Source organism: Burkholderia sp. HI2714 (assembly GCF_002223085.1).
In the GTDB taxonomy this organism is placed as follows: domain Bacteria; phylum Pseudomonadota; class Gammaproteobacteria; order Burkholderiales; family Burkholderiaceae; genus Burkholderia; species Burkholderia lata_D.
The window spans coordinates 454,771-473,804 of record NZ_NKFM01000067.1 but is presented as its reverse complement, the minus strand read 5'-3'; the positions used below and the strand labels follow the sequence as shown (position 1 = coordinate 473,804).

Annotated in this window: 18 protein-coding genes and 2 rRNA genes; 10 read left to right on the top strand and 10 right to left on the bottom strand. The window is 65.2% G+C overall.

Going from position 1 to position 19,034, the window contains the following annotated elements:
• Positions 1-115: ribosomal RNA gene (locus CFB82_RS38805) — 23S ribosomal RNA — on the top strand; the annotation flags it as partial.
• Between the two features lie 132 nt (positions 116-247).
• Positions 248-360 (top strand): 5S ribosomal RNA (rrf, locus tag CFB82_RS38800).
• A 136-nt stretch (positions 361-496) separates the two neighbouring features.
• Here the strand turns inward: rrf and CFB82_RS38795 are convergent.
• From CFB82_RS38795 to CFB82_RS38780, 4 genes are all read right to left on the bottom strand, one after another.
• Complete coding sequence (locus CFB82_RS38795; RefSeq protein ID WP_089487535.1) at positions 497-1,213, bottom strand: O-methyltransferase; 717 nt, start codon at positions 1,211-1,213, stop codon at positions 497-499.
• 106 nt (positions 1,214-1,319) lie between these two features.
• On the bottom strand, positions 1,320-1,616 hold the full coding sequence (locus CFB82_RS38790) for a 4Fe-4S dicluster domain-containing protein (RefSeq protein ID WP_089487534.1): 297 nt from the start codon (positions 1,614-1,616) through the stop codon (positions 1,320-1,322).
• A gap of 2 nt (positions 1,617-1,618) precedes the next feature.
• Positions 1,619-1,927 carry a hypothetical protein gene (locus CFB82_RS38785; protein WP_039343153.1) on the bottom strand — a complete coding sequence of 103 codons (309 nt, stop codon included), beginning with the start codon at positions 1,925-1,927 and terminating at the stop codon, positions 1,619-1,621.
• 12 nt (positions 1,928-1,939) lie between these two features.
• A complete protein-coding gene (locus CFB82_RS38780; RefSeq protein ID WP_179255515.1) occupies positions 1,940-2,524 on the bottom strand; it encodes an RNA polymerase sigma factor in 585 nt (194 codons plus the stop codon).
• 531 nt (positions 2,525-3,055) lie between these two features.
• Here CFB82_RS38780 and CFB82_RS38775 point away from each other — a divergent pair.
• Positions 3,056-4,885: a methyl-accepting chemotaxis protein gene (locus tag CFB82_RS38775; protein ID WP_069249949.1), complete on the top strand. Its 1,830-nt coding sequence runs from the start codon at positions 3,056-3,058 to the stop codon at positions 4,883-4,885.
• Positions 4,886-4,935: 50 nt separating this feature from the next.
• On the opposite strand, the gene CFB82_RS38770 is transcribed toward CFB82_RS38775, so the two are convergent.
• The 4 genes from CFB82_RS38770 to CFB82_RS42715 all read right to left on the bottom strand — a co-directional run bounded on the left by CFB82_RS38770 (position 4,936) and on the right by CFB82_RS42715 (position 6,867).
• Positions 4,936-5,400 carry a GNAT family N-acetyltransferase gene (locus CFB82_RS38770; protein WP_089487533.1) on the bottom strand — a complete coding sequence of 155 codons (465 nt, stop codon included), beginning with the start codon at positions 5,398-5,400 and terminating at the stop codon, positions 4,936-4,938.
• Positions 5,401-5,511: 111 nt separating this feature from the next.
• Entirely contained in the window at positions 5,512-5,883 is a 372-nt protein-coding gene (locus CFB82_RS38765) for a nuclear transport factor 2 family protein (RefSeq protein WP_089487532.1), read from the bottom strand.
• Between the two features lie 92 nt (positions 5,884-5,975).
• Complete coding sequence (locus tag CFB82_RS38760; RefSeq protein WP_089487531.1) at positions 5,976-6,575, bottom strand: hypothetical protein; 600 nt, start codon at positions 6,573-6,575, stop codon at positions 5,976-5,978.
• A 100-nt stretch (positions 6,576-6,675) separates the two neighbouring features.
• Positions 6,676-6,867, bottom strand: a complete 192-nt coding sequence (locus tag CFB82_RS42715; protein WP_143751038.1) for a hypothetical protein — start codon at positions 6,865-6,867, stop codon at positions 6,676-6,678.
• A gap of 92 nt (positions 6,868-6,959) precedes the next feature.
• Between CFB82_RS42715 and CFB82_RS38755 the strand changes: the two genes are divergently transcribed.
• The 3 genes from CFB82_RS38755 (at position 6,960) to CFB82_RS38745 (ending at position 11,624) form a co-directional block, all read left to right on the top strand.
• A complete protein-coding gene (locus CFB82_RS38755; RefSeq protein WP_089487530.1) occupies positions 6,960-8,465 on the top strand; it encodes an aldehyde dehydrogenase in 1,506 nt (501 codons plus the stop codon).
• Between the two features lie 81 nt (positions 8,466-8,546).
• Positions 8,547-9,938, top strand: a complete 1,392-nt coding sequence (locus CFB82_RS38750; RefSeq protein WP_089487529.1) for an aspartate aminotransferase family protein — start codon at positions 8,547-8,549, stop codon at positions 9,936-9,938.
• A gap of 300 nt (positions 9,939-10,238) precedes the next feature.
• A complete protein-coding gene (locus CFB82_RS38745; protein WP_089487528.1) occupies positions 10,239-11,624 on the top strand; it encodes a purine-cytosine permease family protein in 1,386 nt (461 codons plus the stop codon).
• Between the two features lie 48 nt (positions 11,625-11,672).
• On the opposite strand, the gene CFB82_RS38740 is transcribed toward CFB82_RS38745, so the two are convergent.
• Entirely contained in the window at positions 11,673-12,689 is a 1,017-nt protein-coding gene (locus tag CFB82_RS38740; RefSeq protein ID WP_089487527.1) for an AraC family transcriptional regulator, read from the bottom strand.
• 145 nt (positions 12,690-12,834) lie between these two features.
• Here CFB82_RS38740 and CFB82_RS38730 point away from each other — a divergent pair, with 145 nt between their 5' ends.
• From CFB82_RS38730 to CFB82_RS38720, 3 genes are read left to right on the top strand one after another with little or no spacing between them, the layout of a single operon-like run.
• Positions 12,835-14,502: an acyl-CoA synthetase gene (locus CFB82_RS38730; protein ID WP_089487526.1), complete on the top strand. Its 1,668-nt coding sequence runs from the start codon at positions 12,835-12,837 to the stop codon at positions 14,500-14,502.
• A gap of 22 nt (positions 14,503-14,524) precedes the next feature.
• Complete coding sequence (locus tag CFB82_RS38725) at positions 14,525-15,292, top strand: 3-hydroxyacyl-CoA dehydrogenase (RefSeq protein ID WP_089487525.1); 768 nt, start codon at positions 14,525-14,527, stop codon at positions 15,290-15,292.
• An 18-nt stretch (positions 15,293-15,310) separates the two neighbouring features.
• Positions 15,311-16,501 (top strand): acetyl-CoA C-acetyltransferase, encoded by a 1,191-nt coding sequence (locus CFB82_RS38720; protein ID WP_089487524.1) that lies wholly within the window; start codon positions 15,311-15,313, stop codon positions 16,499-16,501.
• 113 nt (positions 16,502-16,614) lie between these two features.
• On the opposite strand, the gene CFB82_RS38715 is transcribed toward CFB82_RS38720, so the two are convergent.
• The gene (locus CFB82_RS38715) at positions 16,615-17,307 is read right to left on the bottom strand and encodes a TetR/AcrR family transcriptional regulator (protein ID WP_089487523.1); all 693 of its coding nucleotides are present in this window, start codon (positions 17,305-17,307) and stop codon (positions 16,615-16,617) included.
• A 356-nt stretch (positions 17,308-17,663) separates the two neighbouring features.
• Between CFB82_RS38715 and CFB82_RS38705 the strand changes: the two genes are divergently transcribed.
• A complete protein-coding gene (locus CFB82_RS38705) occupies positions 17,664-18,944 on the top strand; it encodes a Zn-dependent hydrolase (protein ID WP_089487522.1) in 1,281 nt (426 codons plus the stop codon).
• Positions 18,945-19,034: the final 90 nt, after the last annotated feature.

Below are 19,034 nucleotides of genomic sequence, written 5' to 3'. Positions count from 1 at the left end.
TGGGGACTAGATCCCCTTGAAGGGTCGTTCGAGACCAGGACGTTGATAGGTCAGGTGTGTAAGCGCAGTAATGCGTTCAGCTAACTGATACTAATTGCCCGTAAGGCTTGATCCTATAACAAGTCTGTCTCGCGCTGATTACAGCGCGTCGGACTGGTTGGATTCTCGTGTGTGATACACACAACTCAAAATTACTGCTTCTTCCCAGATTGGTTGTGCTGCGAAGCCAGCGCAACAACCCTCTTTGCCTGATGACCATAGCGAGTCGGTCCCACCCCTTCCCATCCCGAACAGGACCGTGAAACGACTCTACGCCGATGATAGTGCGGATTCCCGTGTGAAAGTAGGTAATCGTCAGGCTCCCTAAGCCAGAAACCCCCGCCCGAAAGGCGGGGGTTTTTGCATTGGAGCGGCGGAAATGCACGGAGGATCGGGATGGCGACGGTGTTCATTAGCCCGAGATCCCGTGGAAGAAACGCTTCGCCGGACTCTCCACTCAAGAAACGACGACCGTAAATTCGACTCCCGATTCAAAGTCCAGGGTCATGCTCGAAAACCGCGGGTCGTTATCGAGGTAGTGCTTGTACGGTCGAACGGCGTCCTCTGCCGTGTACATGTTGTCGGCCAGTACGACCGATCCCGGGCGCAGCAGGCGCTCGATCTGTCTGAACAGTTTCAGATAAGCGTCGGCCCATACGTCGATGAACACCATGTCGAAAGTGCCGTCCAGTTCGGCGACGGTCTCGAATACGTCGCCCTCCCGCATGTCGACATAGGCATCCAGGCCCGCCGTCCTGACGTGATCGCGCAAGCGCGTGAACTTGAGCGCATCACGTTCGGTCGCGACGACCACGCCACGGCCCAACGTGCGTAGCGCCTCGGCGAAATACAGCGTGGATACGCCGCATGAACTGCCGAGTTCAAGGATTCTGGCCGGTCGTTGCGAGAGCACCATGTTGCGCAAGAATCCGCCCGTTTCCGGCGACACGGCCAACGATAGCGGACTGCCTTCGGGGGAATCGAAGTCGTCGCTGGACAGCCCGAACGTTTCGAGAAACCGCCCTCGCAGACGGGGCGCGATCGCTTCGTATTCCTCGGCTAACGACAGAAAATCCTCGTTCGATCCGTGGAACTGCGCACGGGCGCGGGCGACGATTTCGGTCCGGCTCTCTTCGTGGAGCCGCTGCAGAAGAGCGACGGTGGATGAAGCCATGTGCGTTCCTTTGACGAGATTGATCCGGTCGACGATGTATCCAACGATAGCCTCTCCCGTCAGGGCTTTTGCGCTGTCGCTCGATATCGGCGATACGTGGATGTTGCTATGCCGTTCGGGCGAGCGTGATTGCGCGTTCGGGGCACGCCGTCACACACAGTCCACACGACCGGCACGCGTACGCATTCGGCGTATAGGCAACCTTCATTCCGTGCACGCGCTGCTTCAGGCGATGCATCAGATCAAGGCCGAGGTAATCGACTTTGTCGATGCGCCGGATCTCGAACACGTTCTCGGGGCAAACGGCAACACAATCCCCTTTGCCTTCGCAACGTTTCAGATCGACAACCGGCGCAATCACACCCGGCTTCTGTTTGCAGTCGCCCGTTGATTTGTCGTGCACGTTTACTCTCCAGTGGGCCGGTTGCTGCCGGATCGCCACGCGGTCCGGAAATGCTCGCGTTCCTCGGGGGTCATGGACTCCCACTTGCGCCAGTGGCGTCGACCGCGCCAGCCGTGATGTCCGCGGAATCCACCAAATAGGATGCGGCTCAACACGAGCAGGCCCAGCGCATGGGCGAAGTCGATCGTACGGGCGCCGACGAATAGCGCCGGAATCACCCAGTTCCATAACATCATGACGACCCATCCGAGTACGCCTATCGCGATCAACACGAGAAGCGCCTTGCCTGCACATCTGATTCGGAAATTCATCTGTCGATTCCTCTAGGTGTTATCCAGTTCGTCATAAACGGGCTGCAGTCGGGCACGCAGATGCAATACCGCATAGCGTTTGCGAGCGAGCAGCGTATTGAGCGCGACACCGCTTTGTGCCGCCATTTCCTTGAAGGACTGACCTTCCAGCTCGTGTGCGATAAATACCTCACGCTGATTCGTCGGCAACTCGTCGAGCGCATCCTGCAAGGCCTTGAGCACCAGCGCGCGCGCGTAGCGTGCTTCGGGGCCGGCATCATGCGCCGGTAGCGCGAGGTCCAGGCGATACTCATCGTTTGCGTCATCGTCGACCTCGGACAGATCGGTCAGCGGCTGCTCCTTCTTCTTGCGAAAACGGTCAACGATGCGATTGCGTGCGGCACGAAAAAGCCACGCGCTTGCCTGCTCGATTGGCGCAGGAAGTCGATACGCCTGTACGAATTCGTGAAACACATCCTGCAGGATGTCCTCGGCATCGTCCGGGTCGCGAATCCGACGCCGGATGAAATTCACTAGCCTCGATCGTTCACGCATCACTGTCGCTGTGATGTCGCGGTCTGGGTCGGTCATCATGTGCGAAGTGGGTGGCGATTCCATGCGCTTGAAGACGTTTCAGGCGCGCGAATATTGTGGCGAGAGCAAAGAAATCTGCTGCTGAACGCGTCGGCCTTGCTGTAATACCCTTTATCGCCGGCTAAGCCGGGAGTGCACATATCGTCGGCGGCTCGTCAAACACGCGTGCCGGAGGGGAATTGATACCTGATCCCGTCTCTCGGCTTCAACACGCTGAACGAGATGCCTTCCCGCCGCAGCCCATGCGGAAGTCGACCGGATCGCGATGCAGATGGACAATCGTTCGACGAACCGGAACATGGCAACCTTCCGAGCATCCGGACGAGCGTTGCCAGTTCATCGAGGCTCCCCCTCTATGCGCCCCAGTCGGTCCCGCGGTATCCGATCTTGCCGGATCGGCATGTCCGTCTTCGACTCCACGGTTCTGCCGATCCGTTGCTCACACTGGTCTGGCCAGTCAGGCCTTAAGTTCCCGCAACCGCGGTCGTTAAACAGGACGTTGCCTGTTTTTGGCGACCCCATTCATATAACGCGGTAACGGAGATCGAAGTCATCATGTTGTCCTCGATTCGTGCACGGATACTCGCGACCTGCGTCGCCATCGTGGTAACGGCGCTGGCCGTCACAGGCGGCCTGGTCTATTACGTCGTCAAGCAACACAACGACGAGGCAATCGACCAGAATCACAAGTCGATCCTCGCCGGGCACGCGCTGGCGATCAATGAATGGGTGGCCAGCAGAGGCCGGGAAACCCAGGCCCTTGCAGACACGATCGCGATCGGCGAGGGCGACCCGCTGCCGGCGCTGAAGCTGCTTGGGAAGTCGGGCGGCTTCGAGGTGCTGACGCTCGGCCTGCCGGACAAGACCGCGTTCTCGAACGTGCCGCTCGCGCCTGGCTACGACCCGACGGCACGTCCGTGGTACAAGCAGGCCGTCAGCGCCGGTAGCCTGGTCGTGACGGCGCTCTACCGTGATGCAACGACCGGCAAGCCGGCGGTTGCGTTCGCGGTACCCGTGGTGCGCGACGGCACGGTGAAGGGTGTACTGGCCGCCAGCCTGTTCATGGAGAGCGTGAGCTCGATCGTGACCTCGGTACACCCGACACCCGCGAGCTTCGCATTTCTGGTGGACAAGAGCGGACGCGTGATCGCGTCGGCCAAGACCGACCTGATCATGAAGCCGGCAACCGGTCTTTCGCCGGCACTCGACGCCGACCACCTCGGCGCGCTGCAAACCGCGTCCGAGCCCGTCGCGGTCGACATCGACGGCGCCACCAAGCTGGTGCGGGCCCAGCCGATCGCCGGCACCGATTGGTCCCTCGTGCTCGCGCTCGACAAGGCGGACGTGACGGCCGGCATGCGCGCGGTCGCGACGACGACGCTGGCGGCGATCCTGATCGTTGCCGTGATCGCGGCGGCGCTCGTCGGTGCGATGACGAACGCGGCTTTCAAGCGCATCCTGCTGGTGCGCGACGCGCTGACGGATGTGTCGACCGGCAGCGGCGACCTGACGAAACGCCTGCCTGCCGACGGCGCGGACGAAGCAGCGCAGATCGCGCATGCGTTCAACCTGTTCGCCGAAAAGATCAGTACGATCCTGCTGCAGATTCGCGAGTTCAGCGAGTCCGTCAACCTCGCGAGCGCCGAGATCGCGCAGGGCAACCAGGACCTGTCCGGCCGGACCGAACATGCAGCATCGAGCTTGCAGGAAACCGCCGCCGCGCTCGAGGAAATCGCCGGCACGGCCCGCAACTCCGCCGATGCCGCGAGCCAGGTGAGCCGCCTGGCGGAATCGGCGTCGGACGTCGCGGTGCGCGGCGGCACGGTCGTCAGCGAGGTCGTCTCGACGATGAACGAGATCACGCAGGCGTCGAGCGAGATCGCCAACATCGTCGGCGTGATCGACGGCATCGCGTTCCAGACCAACATTCTCGCGTTGAACGCTGCCGTCGAGGCCGCACGTGCGAACGAGCACGGCCGGGGCTTCGCGGTCGTCGCGGGCGAGGTGCGTGCGCTCGCGCAGCGCAGCGCGCAGGCCGCCAAGGAAATCAAGCAGTTGATTCACTCGTCGGTCGAGAAGATCGAGGGGGGCTCGGGACTCGTCCAGACGGCCGGTACGACGATGAACGAAATCGTCGAGGGCGTGCGCAGCATCACGAGCGTGATTGCGGAAATTACCGTCGCTGCCAAGGAGCAGAGCACGGGGCTCGAGCAGGTGAATCAGGCGGTGTCGCATCTCGACAATGCGACGCAGCAGAACGCGGCGCTCGTCGAGCAGTCGGCGGCGGCCGCGACGTTGCTGCGCGAGCAGGCCGCGAGGCTCGCGCAGACGGTCGGCGAGTTCAAGCTCGAGGACCGCCGCGCGATGACGTTGCAGTCAGCCTGAGAAGGGGCGATACCGGGTGCGTCCGGCGGCGGTGCCGACGGACGTTGCAATCAGATCGTGATCCTCAAGATCGGGAAGAACCTGCCCGGGACGACGCTCGATTCCTTTTCGCCGATTTTTTCAGCGCCGAGCGCCAGATAGAACGGAAGCGCATTGGGGTCCGCTTCGATCACGAAGCTTCTGATCCCTCTCGCGGCGCTTTCCCTGCGGACCGCTTGCCACAGTGCCCGGGCGACACCGCGGCCCATGTGGTCGGGGTGGACGAACAGCCATCCGGGCGTCGGGCGATCCGATTCCGATGACGCCCTGACCCAGAACCCGATGATTGCTTCGCCGGATTCCGCAACGTATCCGATCGACCCGTCGATCGTCTCCGGCGCAATCGTGAGATCGCTCTGCCACAAGTCGAGCCAGTCCTGCGGATAGCCCCAGTGTGCCTTCGAAATGCGAGCCAGTCGCGTGAGTGCGTCCGCGTCCGCGGTACGGGCAGCGCGTACGGTGAATGCTGGGTGCATCTCGTCTCCTGTGATGGTCGACACCTTCGTCGGGGTGTCGCCCGGCTCGCCCCGACTCAACGCCGGATTCGCGGGGCTTGCCGACTCGAAGGAACGTCGCGCACGACGCGGCTACGCGACCTGCGATGCATGCCCGGCGACGACGCGCCAGCCGGAGGATGATCGGCGCCAGAGCCGAGTATAGGCAAACGTGCCGTCGAACGCCGTGCCGTCGAAATGGCCGGTGAGTATCGCCTTCGTCGTGGTCAGGATCATCTCGTCGATCGCGCATGCGCGCGTTTCCTGCACATCGAGTCTGTCGAGGCGCAACAGCTTCGCGCGATGGGTCGCCAGGTCGTCCTCCTTCGAGATGACCTGTCCGGTCGGAACGGTGAACACCAGGTCGTCGTCCAGCAACGCATCGAGCGCTGCGACATCGTTGGCCAGCATCGCGGCACGAAGCGCGGCTTCGCTGGGTTCGATGGCTGTACGGATTGCATCCATTTCAGGGCCTCGCATCGTCTCTGAAGGTTTGTGGTTCAGCGCATGCCGGCGAGCAACAGCAGCAACGAAGATACCGCACCGAAGGATACCGTCTACCGCGCGTTCGACAGCGATTGACGCCGGACGAGCATCACCACGCAGATGCCGATCGACGCGATGATGTTGACGGCCGGATAGAACGCGACCGCGACGCTCCACGTGCTCAACGCCAGCAATGCCAGCGCGTACTTGAACACGCACAGCGCGAAATACGCGAGGCTCTCGCTCCACGGATCGCGGATCGTCTTGCGGACGGTCGGGCCGAGGCCGGCCAGCTCGATCAGCGTGACCAGGCAGATCGCAATCGTCGGGTCGTCGGTCAGCATCCACAGCGGAATGGCCGACAGGGCCGTGACCAGGAAAAACCAGTCGACGCGTGTCCAGCCGCGTTCGCCGCGAAAGATGCTCGCCACCAGCGTCAGAAAGCAGGTAACGGCGATGGCTGCCGTGCACCACGCGGACGGCCCGGCACCCGCGACGAACTGGCCGGCAGCCGCGATCGCCGTGACGACCGACCACACGAGCCATGTGAACAGATGCGGGCGAACCGTGCGCCGGTAGATTGCGAGCGCATACGGAATCGCCGCCAGCAAAGACACGGCCGTTCCGATCACGCCAAAGATCGAAGCGGCGCCCTGATCGACACTCATCATCGATGCACCCTCGTTCGCGCAGGCCGACCAGTATGTGGTCGGAAGGGCCGGGGCGCAATGTCGTACCGGCCAGGTGTCGTCGCGGATGACACGTCGAATCTCATCGGAAAGCCGACGCGATCACACGCAAACAAACGGCACCGGGATTGCGACGTGGCAGGAAAACCCACTGCACGACCGCGGAATGAATAGAAATAACCTCTTCAATGAGAAGAAAAACTGTTCTTTCGAATCTCATTTTGATGACCGACAGTTTGCCAACCGGACGACTGCGGCGATGCGCGGCGGTCATGGGCATCGGTCGTGCCCGCTGGCGTCTTTCGTCGGGTCGAGTTCAGGCGGAGAACAACGCATAAACGCCTGGTCGTCAAAACGGAGCCTTGAATGAACCCAACTTCAGCAGAAAATCATCAGCACGCGGACTGGAGACGTCTCGCGGCGCAAGTGGTCCCGAGAACGCTCGCGCATATCGGCGGCCGCGGCGTGCCGGCCCGAAGCGGCCGGACGTTCGCCGCGATCAATCCGGCCACGGAGGCCGTCATCGCGGAAGTCACGTCGTGCGATGCACCGGACGTCGACGACGCAGTGCGTGCCGCGCGTCACGCGTTCGAATCCGGCGTCTGGTCACGTTGCGCACCGGCAGAGCGCAAGCGCGTGCTTTGCCGGCTTGGCGAACTCATCGCATCGCACGGTGCGGAGCTCGCGTTGCTCGACTCGCTCAACATGGGCAAGTGCGTGGCGGACGCGTTCAGCATCGACGTGCCGGCCGCGGGCGGCCTGTTCAGCTGGTACGGCGAAGCCGTCGACAAACTGCATGGCGAAGTCGCGTCGACGGACCCCGGCAACCTCGCGGTCGTCACGCGCGAACCGTTGGGCGTGGTGGGCGCCGTGGTGCCGTGGAATTTTCCGCTCGACATGGTCGCGTGGAAGGTCGCGCCGGCGCTGGCGGCCGGCAACAGCGTCGTGCTGAAGCCGGCGGAACAATCGCCGCTGTCGGCATTGCGTCTCGCGGAACTGGCGCTCGAGGCAGGCCTGCCCCCGGGCGTGCTGAACGTCGTGCCGGGCTACGGCGAGACGGCGGGGCGTGCGCTCGGGCTGCATCCCGACGTGGACGTGCTCGCCTTCACGGGATCAACGGCCGTCGGCAAGAAGTTCCTCGAATACGCCGCGCAGTCGAACATGAAGCAGGTGTGGCTCGAGTGCGGCGGCAAGAGCCCGAACCTGGTCTTCGACGATACGGACGATCTCGACCTGGCCGCACGCAAGGCGTGCTTCGGCATTTTCTTCAACCAGGGCGAGGTGTGTTCCGCCAACTCGCGGCTGCTGGTCCAGCGTTCGATTCACGATGCGTTCGTTGACCGGCTGATTGCGCATGCCGCCGCGTTCATGCCGGGTGATCCGCTCGATCCGGCGAGCGGGATGGGCGCCATCGTCGACGAGCAGCAGCATCGGCGCGTGCGCGAGTGGATTGCTCGCGGCCGCGATAGTGCGACGCTCGCGATCGGTGGAGGCGCGCCGCGCGTCGACGGCAAGGGCTACTTCATCGAGCCGACGATCTTCATCGACGTGAAGCACGACGACGCCATCGCACGCGAGGAGATCTTCGGGCCGGTGCTGTCGGTGATGGCGTTCGACACCGAGGACGAGGCCGTCCGGCTCGCGAACGACTCGATCTATGGGCTGGCCGCGTCGCTCTGGACCGGCAGCCTGTCGCGTGCGCACCGTGTATCGGGGCGGCTGCGTGCCGGCACGGTGTCCGTCAATACGGTCGATGCGCTGAGCGCGCAGACGCCGTTCGGCGGGTTCCGCCAGTCGGGCTTCGGCCGCGATCTTTCGCTGCATGCGATCGACAAGTACACGGGCCTCAAGACGACCTGGATCAGTTACTGATTCGACTCGGCAGGCCGCGCGCGGTTGCGCCGCGCAACACGACAACGCTTTTTATCCACAAAACGAACCGGAGACTCGCCCATGAATGCGCCCAACTTTCCGCATCGTACGACGCAAGACTATCAACGCAGCGACGCCGCGCATCACCTGCACGCATTTGTCGATCAGAAGGCGCTGAACGAGGAAGGCGCGCGCGTGATGGTGCGCGGCGAAGGTGTCCATCTATGGGACAACGACGGCAACCGCTACCTGGACGGCATGTCCGGGCTGTGGTGCACCAACGTCGGCTATGGCCGGCCGGAGCTGGTCGACGCCGCCGCGCGGCAGATGAAGGAACTGTCCTACTACAACATGTTCTTTCATACGACGCACCCGTCGGTGATCGAACTGTCGGAGCGGCTGTTCGCGCTGCTCGACGATCGCTTCAGTCACGTGGTGTATACCAATTCGGGATCCGAATCGAATGAAGTGCTGATTCGCACCGTGCGGCGGTTCTGGGACGTGATGGGCAAGCCGCAGAAGAAGGTGCTGATCGGCCGCGTGAACGGCTATCACGGGTCGACGGTGGGGAGCGCATCGCTGGGCGGCATGGCGTTCATGCATGAAATGGGCGACCTGCCGATTCCGAACATCACGCACGTGGACGAACCGTACTGGTACGCGAACGGCGGTGACCTGAGCCCCGAGGCATTCGGCAAGCAGGCGGCGCTGTCGCTCGAGCGCAAGATCCTGGAGATCGGTGCGGACCGCGTGGCCGCGTTCGTCGCGGAGCCGTTCCAGGGCGCGGGCGGGATGATCTTTCCGCCGGACGGCTACTGGCAGGAGATCGAGCGCATCTGCCGTCAGTACGACGTGCTGCTGTGCGCGGACGAGGTGATCGGCGGCTTCGGCCGCACCGGCGAGTGGTTCGCGCACCGTCACTTCGGCTTCGAACCGGACCTGATCTGCATGGCCAAGGGGCTGACCTCGGGCTACGTGCCGATGGGCGGGCTGATCATGAGCCGGCGCGTCGGCGATGCGCTGGTCGACAAGGGGGGCGTCTACGCGCACGGGCTGACCTATTCGGGACACCCGGTCGCGGCCGCCGTCGCACTGGCCAACCTCGACGTGCTCGAGCGCGAAGGCCTCGTCGAGCGGACGAAGACGGATACCGGGCCGTACCTGCAGAAGGCGCTGCGCGATGCGTTCGGCAACCATCCGCTCGTCGGCGAAATCCAGGGCGTGGGCGCGGTCGGCGCGATCCAGTTCGCGAAGAACAAGGCGACGCGCGAGCGCTTTGCGAACGAGGCCGACTTGACCTGGCACAGCCGGACGGTCGGGTTCGAACTTGGCGCGATCGTGCGTTCGACGAACGGCCGACTGATCGTTGCACCGCCGCTGGTGATCGATCACGCGCAAATCGATGAACTGGTCGACACGATGCGCAAGGCCGTGGATGCCACCGCGCGCGAAGTGCTCGGGATCGACTGCTGACGAGGTGAGCGGCGCGCTTTCGTCCGATGAGCGTTGGGCGGAAGCGCGCCAAACCACAGGATCCGGTTCGGAGACGAGTCGACTGCGCGCGGCCACCGGAGCGGCAATCCGACAGGGTGAAGACCGGGCGTCGTGGGCGATGGTCGCAATAAGGCGATGTGCCGCCGGCTGCTTATTGATGAGGAATGCAAATGGTATAGCCGGCGGATCGAAGCGCGCACGCTTCGAGCCGGCCACGTATTCCCGGTCACCCTTCAATCCCCGAATCCAAGAACATCACAACAGAAACAAGGAGACGAAATGAGTCAGGGCGAGTCCATTGCTCATCTCGAGGAAAGCACCATCCAGCCGATTCCGCTGACCGAGCGGCACGGCAGCGCGAAGGACCTGTTCACGATCTGGTTCGGGTCGAACATCATGATGCTGACGATCGTCACCGGATCGCTCGCGACCACGGTGTTCAAGCAGCCGTTCTGGTGGGCGGCGCTCGCCACGCTCGTCGGCAGCCTGATCGGCGCGGTGTTCATGGCGCTGCATTCCGCGCAGGGGCCGCAGCTCGGCGTGCCGCAGATGATCCAGACCCGCGGGCAGTTCGGGTCGTTCGGCGCGTTGCTCGTGGTCGGGCTGGTCGTCGTGATGTATGTGGGCTTCTTCGCATCGAACTGCGTGTTCGGCGGGCAGGCGCTGCACAGCCTGAGCGCCGGCATTCCGCTCGATGCGGGCGTCGTGGTGATCGGCCTGATCAGCCTGCTCGGATCGATCTACGGCTACAAGCTGATCCACGCGTATGCGCGGCTTTTGAGCTGGTGCTCGGGCAGCGTGCTCGTGCTGGCGTTCGTGTGGATCATCTTCGTGCACGGATTGCCCGCCGATACGTTCTCGAAGCATTCGCTGAACCTGTCGGGCTTCCTGGGTGCGATGTCGGTCGCCGCGCTGTGGCAGATCGCCTATGCGCCTTACGTATCGGACTATTCGCGCTACCTGCCGCCCGATACCGGGCCGCGCACCGCGTTCTGGTCGAGTTACTGGGGCTGCGTGCTCGGCTCGTTCTTCCCGATGCTGCTCGGTTGCCTGGTGGGGCTCGCGACGCCCGACGGCAATGTCGTGAGCGGCCTCACGGGCCTCACGCAAGGGATCAGCGTGCTCGTGATCGTCGTGCTGTCGTTCGGCATCGCGGCCAGCAATGCGATGGAACTGTATTGCGGTGCGCTGTCGGCGATTACCGTGCTGCAGACGCTCTTCCCGTCGTGGTCGGGCAAGGCGCGTGCGCGGGCGATTACCGCGATCGTCCTGTGCGGCATCGCGCTCGCGATCGCGCTGTTCGGGCAGGACAATTTCCTCGCCGGCTACACGAACTTCATCCTGCTGCTGCTGTACGTGCTCGTGCCGTGGACCGCGATCAACCTCGTCGACTACTACCTCGTCTGTCACGGCGAGTACGACGTCGATTCGTTCTTCCGGCAGGACGGCGGCATCTACGGACGCTTCAATACGATCGCCGTTGGCTCGTATTTCATCGGTATCGTCGCGCAGGCGCCGTTCATGGCGACCGATCTCTATACGGGAGAACTGGCGAGCCGGCTCGGCGGCGCGGACGTGTCGTGGATCGTCGGTTTGTCGCTGACGTCGCTCGTCTACTACGCGGGGTGCAAGCTGTTCTCGCGGCCGTTGCAGGGCGTAGCGTGAGCGTTTCCGTGCCGGCCGGGCATGCAGTGTTGACGACTGCCCGCCGCATCATCCGCTCGCCACCCCCGGCCCCTCCGCCGCATGCACGTCCCGCCGGAACGCACCCGGGCTCGTGCCCGTCCATTTCCGGAATGCGCGATGAAACGCGCTCGGCTCGGTGAAGCCGAGCTCGGCCGCGATTTCCGCGACGCTGAGCGCATTGCCGCGCAGCAGCGACTGGGCCAGCGCACCGCGCAGCTCGTCCTTGATTGCCGCGAAGCTTTGCCCTTCGCTGCGCAGACGCCGTCGCAGCGTCGCGGGCGTCGTGCCGAGGCACACGGCCAGCGTATCGAAGTCGGGCCACTCCGCGGCCGGCAGCGTCTTCAGCTGCGCGCGTGTCTTCGCTACCCAGCCCGTATCGTGCCGGTAGCGGACGAGCAGGTTGCCGGGCGCGCCGCGCAGGAAGGTCTTCAGCGCCTGCTCGGAGCGGATCGTCGGCAGCGCGAGGTATGCGGCATTGAATGCGAGCCGGCTGTCGGGCCGGTCGAAATGCACGGGCACGCCGAAGAACTGGTGATAGTCGCTGCGCTGGTCGGGGCTCGGGCACGCGAAGTCGATGCGCTGCAGCGGGATGCGCCGGCCGATCAGCCAGCACGCGACACCGAGCAGGATCAGCCAGAACGTCCGGTACGCGAACGCCGGACAGGGCGCGCCCGTCTGTGTCAGCACGATCTGCGCCTGCCCATCGGCCACGACGAGCTCGCCATGCGGCTCGTCCAGCACCACGCGCAGGAACTGCAGCGCGCGCCGCAGCGCCTTGTCGAGCGTGCCGGCGTGCAGCACCGCATGGCACAGCAGCGTGAAGCTGCCGCGCCGCATCGGGCGCGCGGCGAGCCCGAAGAATTCGTCGTCGAGCGCACCGGCGATCGCCAGCCACAGCCGGCCGTACTGCTGCGGCGTGACGGGCTCGCGTACGACGGCCGGCAGGCCGGCGGCACGCAGCACGGCCTCCGTCGGAAGGCCTTGCCGGCGCAGGCACGCGAGCGCGTCGTCGACGAAATCCGGCGAAATCATCTGCGGCCCCATTTTCCTGCGTCCTCCCCGACATGGCAAAAGCGATCACGATTCTAGATTTGGTTTGTCATTGATTGCAATGTACGGGCTGTCTACTATCGAACTATCCCCGTCGCGCCCCTGGCTCGCCGGCGGCCATAACGCACAGGAGACACGCATGTCTGATGGAGCTACCGCCCGCGCGGTGCCGGCCTACGCCGACGCCGTGGCCCGGTTCAGTATCGAGACCGCCGCGCAGCAACTGCACGGCGACCTGGAGCGCGGCCTGAACGCATGCGTGGAATGCTGCGACCGGTACGCATCGGCGGATGCGATCGCGCTCGACTGGATCGACGCCGGCGGGCAGCACCACCGCTACACGTTTGCGCAGATGAAGGCGCTGTCGGCGCGCGTCGCGAACCTGCTGGTCGCGCAGGGCGTGAAGCCGGGCGACGTGGTGGCGGGCCTGTTGCCGCGCACGCCGGAACTCGTCGCGACGATCCTCGGCACGTGGCGCGCGGGCGCCGTCTACCAGCCGCTGTTCACCGCATTCGGCCCGAAAGCGATCGAGCACCGGTTGCGCATGAGCGACGCACGCCTGGTCGTGACCAATGTCGCGAATCGCGCGAAGCTCGACGAGATCGCCGGTTGCCCGCCCGTTGCGACGGTGCGCGAGCCGGGCGAGACATTGCCCGAAAACGACATCGATTTCCGCGCGTCGCTCGATGCGCAGTCGGACTCGTTCGAGCCGGTGCTGCGCAAGGGCACGGACCTGTTCATGATGATGTCGACGTCGGGCACGACGGGTTTGCCGAAGGGCGTGCCGGTGCCGCTGCGCGCGCTGCTCGCGTTCGGTGCGTACATGCGCGAAGCGGTGGACCTGCGTGCCGGCGACCGGTTCTGGAACATCGCCGATCCGGGCTGGGCATACGGCCTCTACTACGCGATCACGGGCCCGCTGCTGCTCGGCCACGCGACGACGCTCTACGAAGGCGGTTTCACGGTCGACAGCACGTACGACGTGATCGAACGGCTCGGGATCACGAGCCTCGCCGGCTCGCCGACGGCCTACCGGATGCTGATGGCGGCCGGGACGGAAGCGGCGGCGCGGCTGAAGGGCAAGCTGCGCGTGGTCAGCAGCGCGGGCGAACCGCTGAATCCGGAAGTCGTGCGCTGGTTCGACGCGGCGCTCGGCGCGCCGATCTACGATCACTACGGCCAGACCGAACTCGGGATGGTCGTGAACAACCACCATGGCCTCGCGCATGTGGTCCACGCCGGTTCGGCCGGCTTTGCGATGCCGGGCTACCGCGTCGCGGTGCTCGACGACGCGAGCCGCGAGCTCGGCCCCGGCGAGCCGGGCAACCTCGCGATCGACATCGCGCGCTCGCCGCTGCTGTGGTTCCACGGCTACTGGCAGCAGGACACGCCGGCGATCGCGGGCGGCTATTACCGGACCGGCGACAACGTCGAGCTGGAGCCGGACGGCACCGTGAGCTTCATCGGCCGCGCGGACGACGTGATCACGTCGTCCGGCTACCGGATCGGCCCGTTCGATGTGGAAAGCGCGCTGATCGAGCATCCGGCCGTGAGCGAAGCCGCCGTCATCGGCGTACCCGACGCGGAGCGCACGGAGATCGTCAAGGCGTTCGTCGTGCTGTCGAAAGACTATGACGGCACGCCGGCGCTGGCCGAGGAATTGAGCCTGCACGTGAAGCGGCGGCTGTCCGCTCACGCCTATCCACGCGCGATCGACTTCGTCGACGCGCTGCCGAAAACCCCGAGCGGCAAGATCCAGCGCTTCGTGTTGCGCAAGATGGAAGCCGAGAAGGCCGCTCAACCCTGAACACAACCTGTACGGACTGCGAATGGATATCAAGGATCGCGTTTTTCTGATTACGGGCGCCGGTTCCGGCCTCGGCGCCGCGGTGGCGCGCATGGTGGGCGCGGAAGGCGGCAAGGCCGTGCTGCTGGACGTCAACGAAGAAGCCGGCGCGGGCCTCGCGCACGAGCTTGGCGCGGCGGCGCGCTTCGTGAAGACCGACGTGACGAGCGAAGCCGACGGCCAGGCGGCCGTTGCCGCCGCGCGTGACGCGTTCGGCCGCATCGACGCGCTCGTCAACTGCGCGGGCGTCGCGCCGGGCGAGAAGGTGGTCGGCCGCGACGGCCCGCACTCGCTCGACCGCTTCGCACGCGCGGTGTCGATCAATCTGGTCGGCACGTTCAACATGATCCGGCTGGCCGCCGACGCGATGTCGAAGCAGGACGCCAATGCGGAAGGCGAGCGCGGCGTGATCGTCAACACCGCGTCGGTCGCGGCGTTCGACGGGCAGATCGGGCAGGCCGCGTATGCGGCGTCGAAGAGCGGCGTGGTCGGCATGACGCTGCCGATCGCGCGCGAGCTCGCGCGGTTCGGCATTCGCGTGGTGACGGTCGCGCCGGGCATCTTCGCGACGCCGATGATGGCCGGCATGCCGCAGGACGTGCAGGATGCGCTCGGCAAGAGCGTGCCGTTCCCGCCGCGGCTCGGCCGCCCGGAAGAATTTGCGGCGCTGGTGCGCCACATCGCCGAGAACACGATGCTGAACGGCGAAGTCATCCGTCTCGATGGCGCGTTGCGCATGGCACCGCGCTGACACTGGAGGAAGCGAATCATGACGACTCAGGATCCGATCGTAATCGTTGGTATGGCGCGTACGCCGATGGGTGGTTTTCAGGGCGACCTGGCGGCCGCCAGCGCGAGCGACCTCGGCGCGGTAGCGATTCGCGCGGCGCTCGAGCGCGCGAACGTGCCGGCCGAGCGCATCGATGAAATCGTGTTCGGCTGCGTGCTGCCGGCGGGCCAGGGCCAGGCGCCGGCGCGGCAGGCCGCGCTGAAGGCCGGGCTGCCGCTCGCGGCGGGCGCAACCACGGTCAACAAGATGTGCGGCTCGGGGATGAAGGCCGCGATGTTCGCGCACGACCTGCTGCTGGCGGGCTCGGCAGGCGTGGCCGTCGCGGGCGGGATGGAGAGCATGACGAATGCGCCGTACCTGCTGCCGAAGGCCCGCGCGGGGATGCGCATGGGTCACGGGCAGGTGCTCGATCACATGTTCCTCGACGGGCTCGAGGACGCGTACGAGAAGGGCCGCCTGATGGGCACGTTCGCCGAGGATTGCGCGCAGGCGTACCAGTTCACGCGCGAGGCACAGGATGCGTTCGCGATCGCATCGCTGACGCGCGCGCAACGGGCGATCGCCGACGGGCGTTTCGTGTCGGAGATCGCACCGGTGACCGTGAAGGCCGGCAAGACCGAAACGGTCGTGTCGATCGACGAACAGCCGGGCAAGGCGAAGCTCGACAAGATCCCGACGCTGAAGCCTGCGTTCCGCGACGGCGGCACGGTGACGGCCGCGAATGCGTCGTCGATCTCGGACGGCGCCGCCGCGCTGGTGATGATGCGCCGCTCGGAAGCCGAGCGCCTCGGCCTCACGCCGAAGGCCGTGATCGTCGGGCATTCGACCTACGCGGACAAGCCGGGCCTGTTCGCGACCGCGCCGATCGGCGCGCTGCGCAAGCTGTCGGAGAAGACCGGCTGGAACCTGCGCGACGTCGACCTGTTCGAGATCAACGAAGCGTTCGCGGTCGTGCCGATGGCCGCGATGCGCGATCTCGACCTGCCGCACGAGAAGGTCAACGTGCATGGCGGCGCGTGCGCGCTTGGGCATCCGATCGGTGCATCGGGTGCGCGCGTGATGGTGACGCTGCTGGCCGCGCTCGAAACGTATGGGATGAAGCGCGGCGTCGCGTCGCTATGCATCGGCGGCGGCGAGGCAACGGCGATCGCGATCGAGCGCGTCGCATAACGCATCACGTAGCGCATCACGCGTAGTCCGCATGCGGCGGCGCGTACGACGGGAATCGCACGGGAATTACCTGTGCGATACCCGTTTTGCTTTTGGCGGATCGCGTTGCCGCGCTACGCCTTCGCGCGCGGCGACACCGCCCCGCATGCACGAATCACGAGCTGCACGACCTGTTCGGTCTGCTCGTCATACGCCTTCTGCGTGAACGTACGCTTGCCGCTCAGCGCGCGGATCTGCGCATCGAAATCCGCGTAGTGCTGCGTGGTTGCCCAGATCAGGTACATCAGCGCATGCGCGTCGATCGGCGCGAGCAGCCCGCGCGCGATCCAGCCGTCGATGACCTTCACGCGCGTATCGAACCACGGCTTCACGCGTTCCGACAGGATGTCCTGCATGTGCTCCGCACCGTGGATGATCTCGTTGGCCCAGACCTTCGAGCCGAGCGGGCGCCGCCGCGACAGCGCCATCTTCGCGCGCACGTAGGCACCGATCGCTTCGACGGGATCGTCGTCGGCCTCGAACGAACCGGCCGCGCGATGCCAGTCCTCGAACAGGTCGTCGAGCACGCGGCGGTACAACGCAAGCTTCGTCGGGAAGTAGTAATGCAGGTTGGCTTTCGGCAGGCCGGCGCGCTCCGCGATCATCGCGGTGCTTGCACCGTCGAGCCCGCGTTCCGCGAACACGGCCTCCGCGCAGGCGAGCAGATGCGCTTCGTTGGACTCGCGGATGTGCGCCTTGCGTCGCCGCAAAGGCGCGGGCGTTTCGTCGCTGTCGGTGGCTTCGGTTGCCGCCTCGTCATGTCTCATCGTTGCCCTCGCGCGGCGGGCGTGCCGCGTTGGGCTTCATTCTAGCCGCTGATTCGCATCGAACGCACGCGTGCTGATCTCGCGCATCCGTCGCCATGCTGCGTTGCGATGGCACGTTTCTCGCTCCATTCATTCACGCAAGAAAGAGATTGATTTGGTGATTTTGATCGTCTAAAACCTGTCCAATCGGACAGGATTCGACGAGCGGCGGAAACCTGTCAACCCGATTCGTCGGACGATCTTCGCGAACGACCGGGGCATGCACCGCGCTTGGGCGGCATTGCCCCGAAACAGGCATGACACGCACCGGCACAGACCGGGCTGACGACATCACCGACCCCACAGGAGCGATACGAATGAACGCGGTATCGGAAACAGTGAAGCGGGCAGCTTTCGACACGTCGATCAAGGTCGACGGCAAGCGGTTGTGGGACAGCCTGATGGAAGTCGCGAAAATCGGCGCGACACCGAAGGGCGGCGTGTGCCGCCTCGCGCTGACCGATCTCGACAAGGCCGGCCGCGACCTGATCGTCGGCTGGGCGAAGGCCGCCGGCTGCACGGTGACGGTCGATACGATGGGCAACGTGTTCATGCGCCGCGCGGGCCGCGTGGCCGATGCGGCGCCGGTCGTCACGGGCTCGCACGCGGATTCGCAGCCGACGGGCGGCCGCTTCGACGGCATCTACGGCGTGCTCGGCGGCCTCGAGGTGATTCGCAGTCTCAACGATCACGGCATCGAGACCGAGCATCCGGTCGAGGTCGTGATCTGGACCAACGAGGAAGGCTCGCGCTTCGCACCGGCGATGGTTGCGTCGGGCGTGTTCGCGGGGGTGTTTTCGCTCGAATACGGACTGTCGCGCAAGGACGTGGACGGCAAGACGATCGGCGAGGAGCTGGCGCGGATCGGCTACGCGGGTGACGTGCCGTGCGGCGGACGCAAGGTGCACGCGGCGTTCGAACTGCATATCGAGCAGGGACCGATTCTCGAAGCGGAATGCAAGACGATCGGCGTCGTGACCGATGCGCAGGGGCAGCGCTGGTACGAGATCACGTTCACCGGCCAGGAAGCGCACGCGGGGCCGACGCCGATGCCGCGGCGGCGCGACGCGCTGCTAGGCGCGTCGCGCGTGGTCGATCTCGTCAACCGGATCGGTCTCGATCATGCGCCGTTCGGCTGCGCGACGGTCGGCATGATGCAGGTCTACCCGAACTCGCGCAACGTGATTCCGGGCCGCGTGTTCTTCACCGTCGATTTCCGTCATCCGGACGACGCAGTGCTCGCGAAGATGGATGCCGCATTGCGCGACGGCGTGGCGCGCATCGCGGGCGAGATCGGGCTCGAGACCGAACTCGAGCAGATTTTCTATTACAAGCCGGTCGCGTTCGACGCGGCCTGTGTGGAAGCGGTGCGCAGCGCGGCCGACCGCTTCGGCTTCTCGCATCGCGACATCGTGTCCGGTGCCGGCCACGACGCGTGCTACCTCGCGCAGGTCGCACCGACGTCGATGGTGTTCGTGCCGTGTGTCGACGGCATCAGCCACAACGAGATCGAGGACGCGACGCCCGCCTGGATCGAGGCCGGCGCGAACGTGCTGCTGCACGCGATGCTGTCGCGCGCATGCGAGCCGGCCTCATGACGCCGCGACCGTAGCCACCGGCAGGCTGCTCGACGCCTGACAGCCTGACCGTAGCATGCCTAACAACGACCGCCCCGACTGTGCATTCGC

Coding starts and splice junctions, on each gene's coding strand:
- CFB82_RS38795 (WP_089487535.1), bottom strand. CDS start 1,213: ATGGCTTCATCCACCGTCGCTCTTCTGCAGCGGCTCCACGAAGAGAGC.
- CFB82_RS38785 (WP_039343153.1), bottom strand. CDS start 1,927: ATGAATTTCCGAATCAGATGTGCAGGCAAGGCGCTTCTCGTGTTGATC.
- CFB82_RS38780 (WP_179255515.1), bottom strand. CDS start 2,524: ATGGAATCGCCACCCACTTCGCACATGATGACCGACCCAGACCGCGAC.
- CFB82_RS38775 (WP_069249949.1), top strand. CDS start 3,056: ATGTTGTCCTCGATTCGTGCACGGATACTCGCGACCTGCGTCGCCATC.
- CFB82_RS38770 (WP_089487533.1), bottom strand. CDS start 5,400: ATGCACCCAGCATTCACCGTACGCGCTGCCCGTACCGCGGACGCGGAC.
- CFB82_RS38765 (WP_089487532.1), bottom strand. CDS start 5,883: ATGGATGCAATCCGTACAGCCATCGAACCCAGCGAAGCCGCGCTTCGT.
- CFB82_RS38760 (WP_089487531.1), bottom strand. CDS start 6,575: ATGATGAGTGTCGATCAGGGCGCCGCTTCGATCTTTGGCGTGATCGGA.
- CFB82_RS42715 (WP_143751038.1), bottom strand. CDS start 6,867: ATGACCGCCGCGCATCGCCGCAGTCGTCCGGTTGGCAAACTGTCGGTC.
- CFB82_RS38755 (WP_089487530.1), top strand. CDS start 6,960: ATGAACCCAACTTCAGCAGAAAATCATCAGCACGCGGACTGGAGACGT.
- CFB82_RS38750 (WP_089487529.1), top strand. CDS start 8,547: ATGAATGCGCCCAACTTTCCGCATCGTACGACGCAAGACTATCAACGC.
- CFB82_RS38745 (WP_089487528.1), top strand. CDS start 10,239: ATGAGTCAGGGCGAGTCCATTGCTCATCTCGAGGAAAGCACCATCCAG.
- CFB82_RS38740 (WP_089487527.1), bottom strand. CDS start 12,689: ATGGGGCCGCAGATGATTTCGCCGGATTTCGTCGACGACGCGCTCGCG.
- CFB82_RS38730 (WP_089487526.1), top strand. CDS start 12,835: ATGTCTGATGGAGCTACCGCCCGCGCGGTGCCGGCCTACGCCGACGCC.
- CFB82_RS38725 (WP_089487525.1), top strand. CDS start 14,525: ATGGATATCAAGGATCGCGTTTTTCTGATTACGGGCGCCGGTTCCGGC.
- CFB82_RS38720 (WP_089487524.1), top strand. CDS start 15,311: ATGACGACTCAGGATCCGATCGTAATCGTTGGTATGGCGCGTACGCCG.
- CFB82_RS38715 (WP_089487523.1), bottom strand. CDS start 17,307: ATGAGACATGACGAGGCGGCAACCGAAGCCACCGACAGCGACGAAACG.
- CFB82_RS38705 (WP_089487522.1), top strand. CDS start 17,664: ATGAACGCGGTATCGGAAACAGTGAAGCGGGCAGCTTTCGACACGTCG.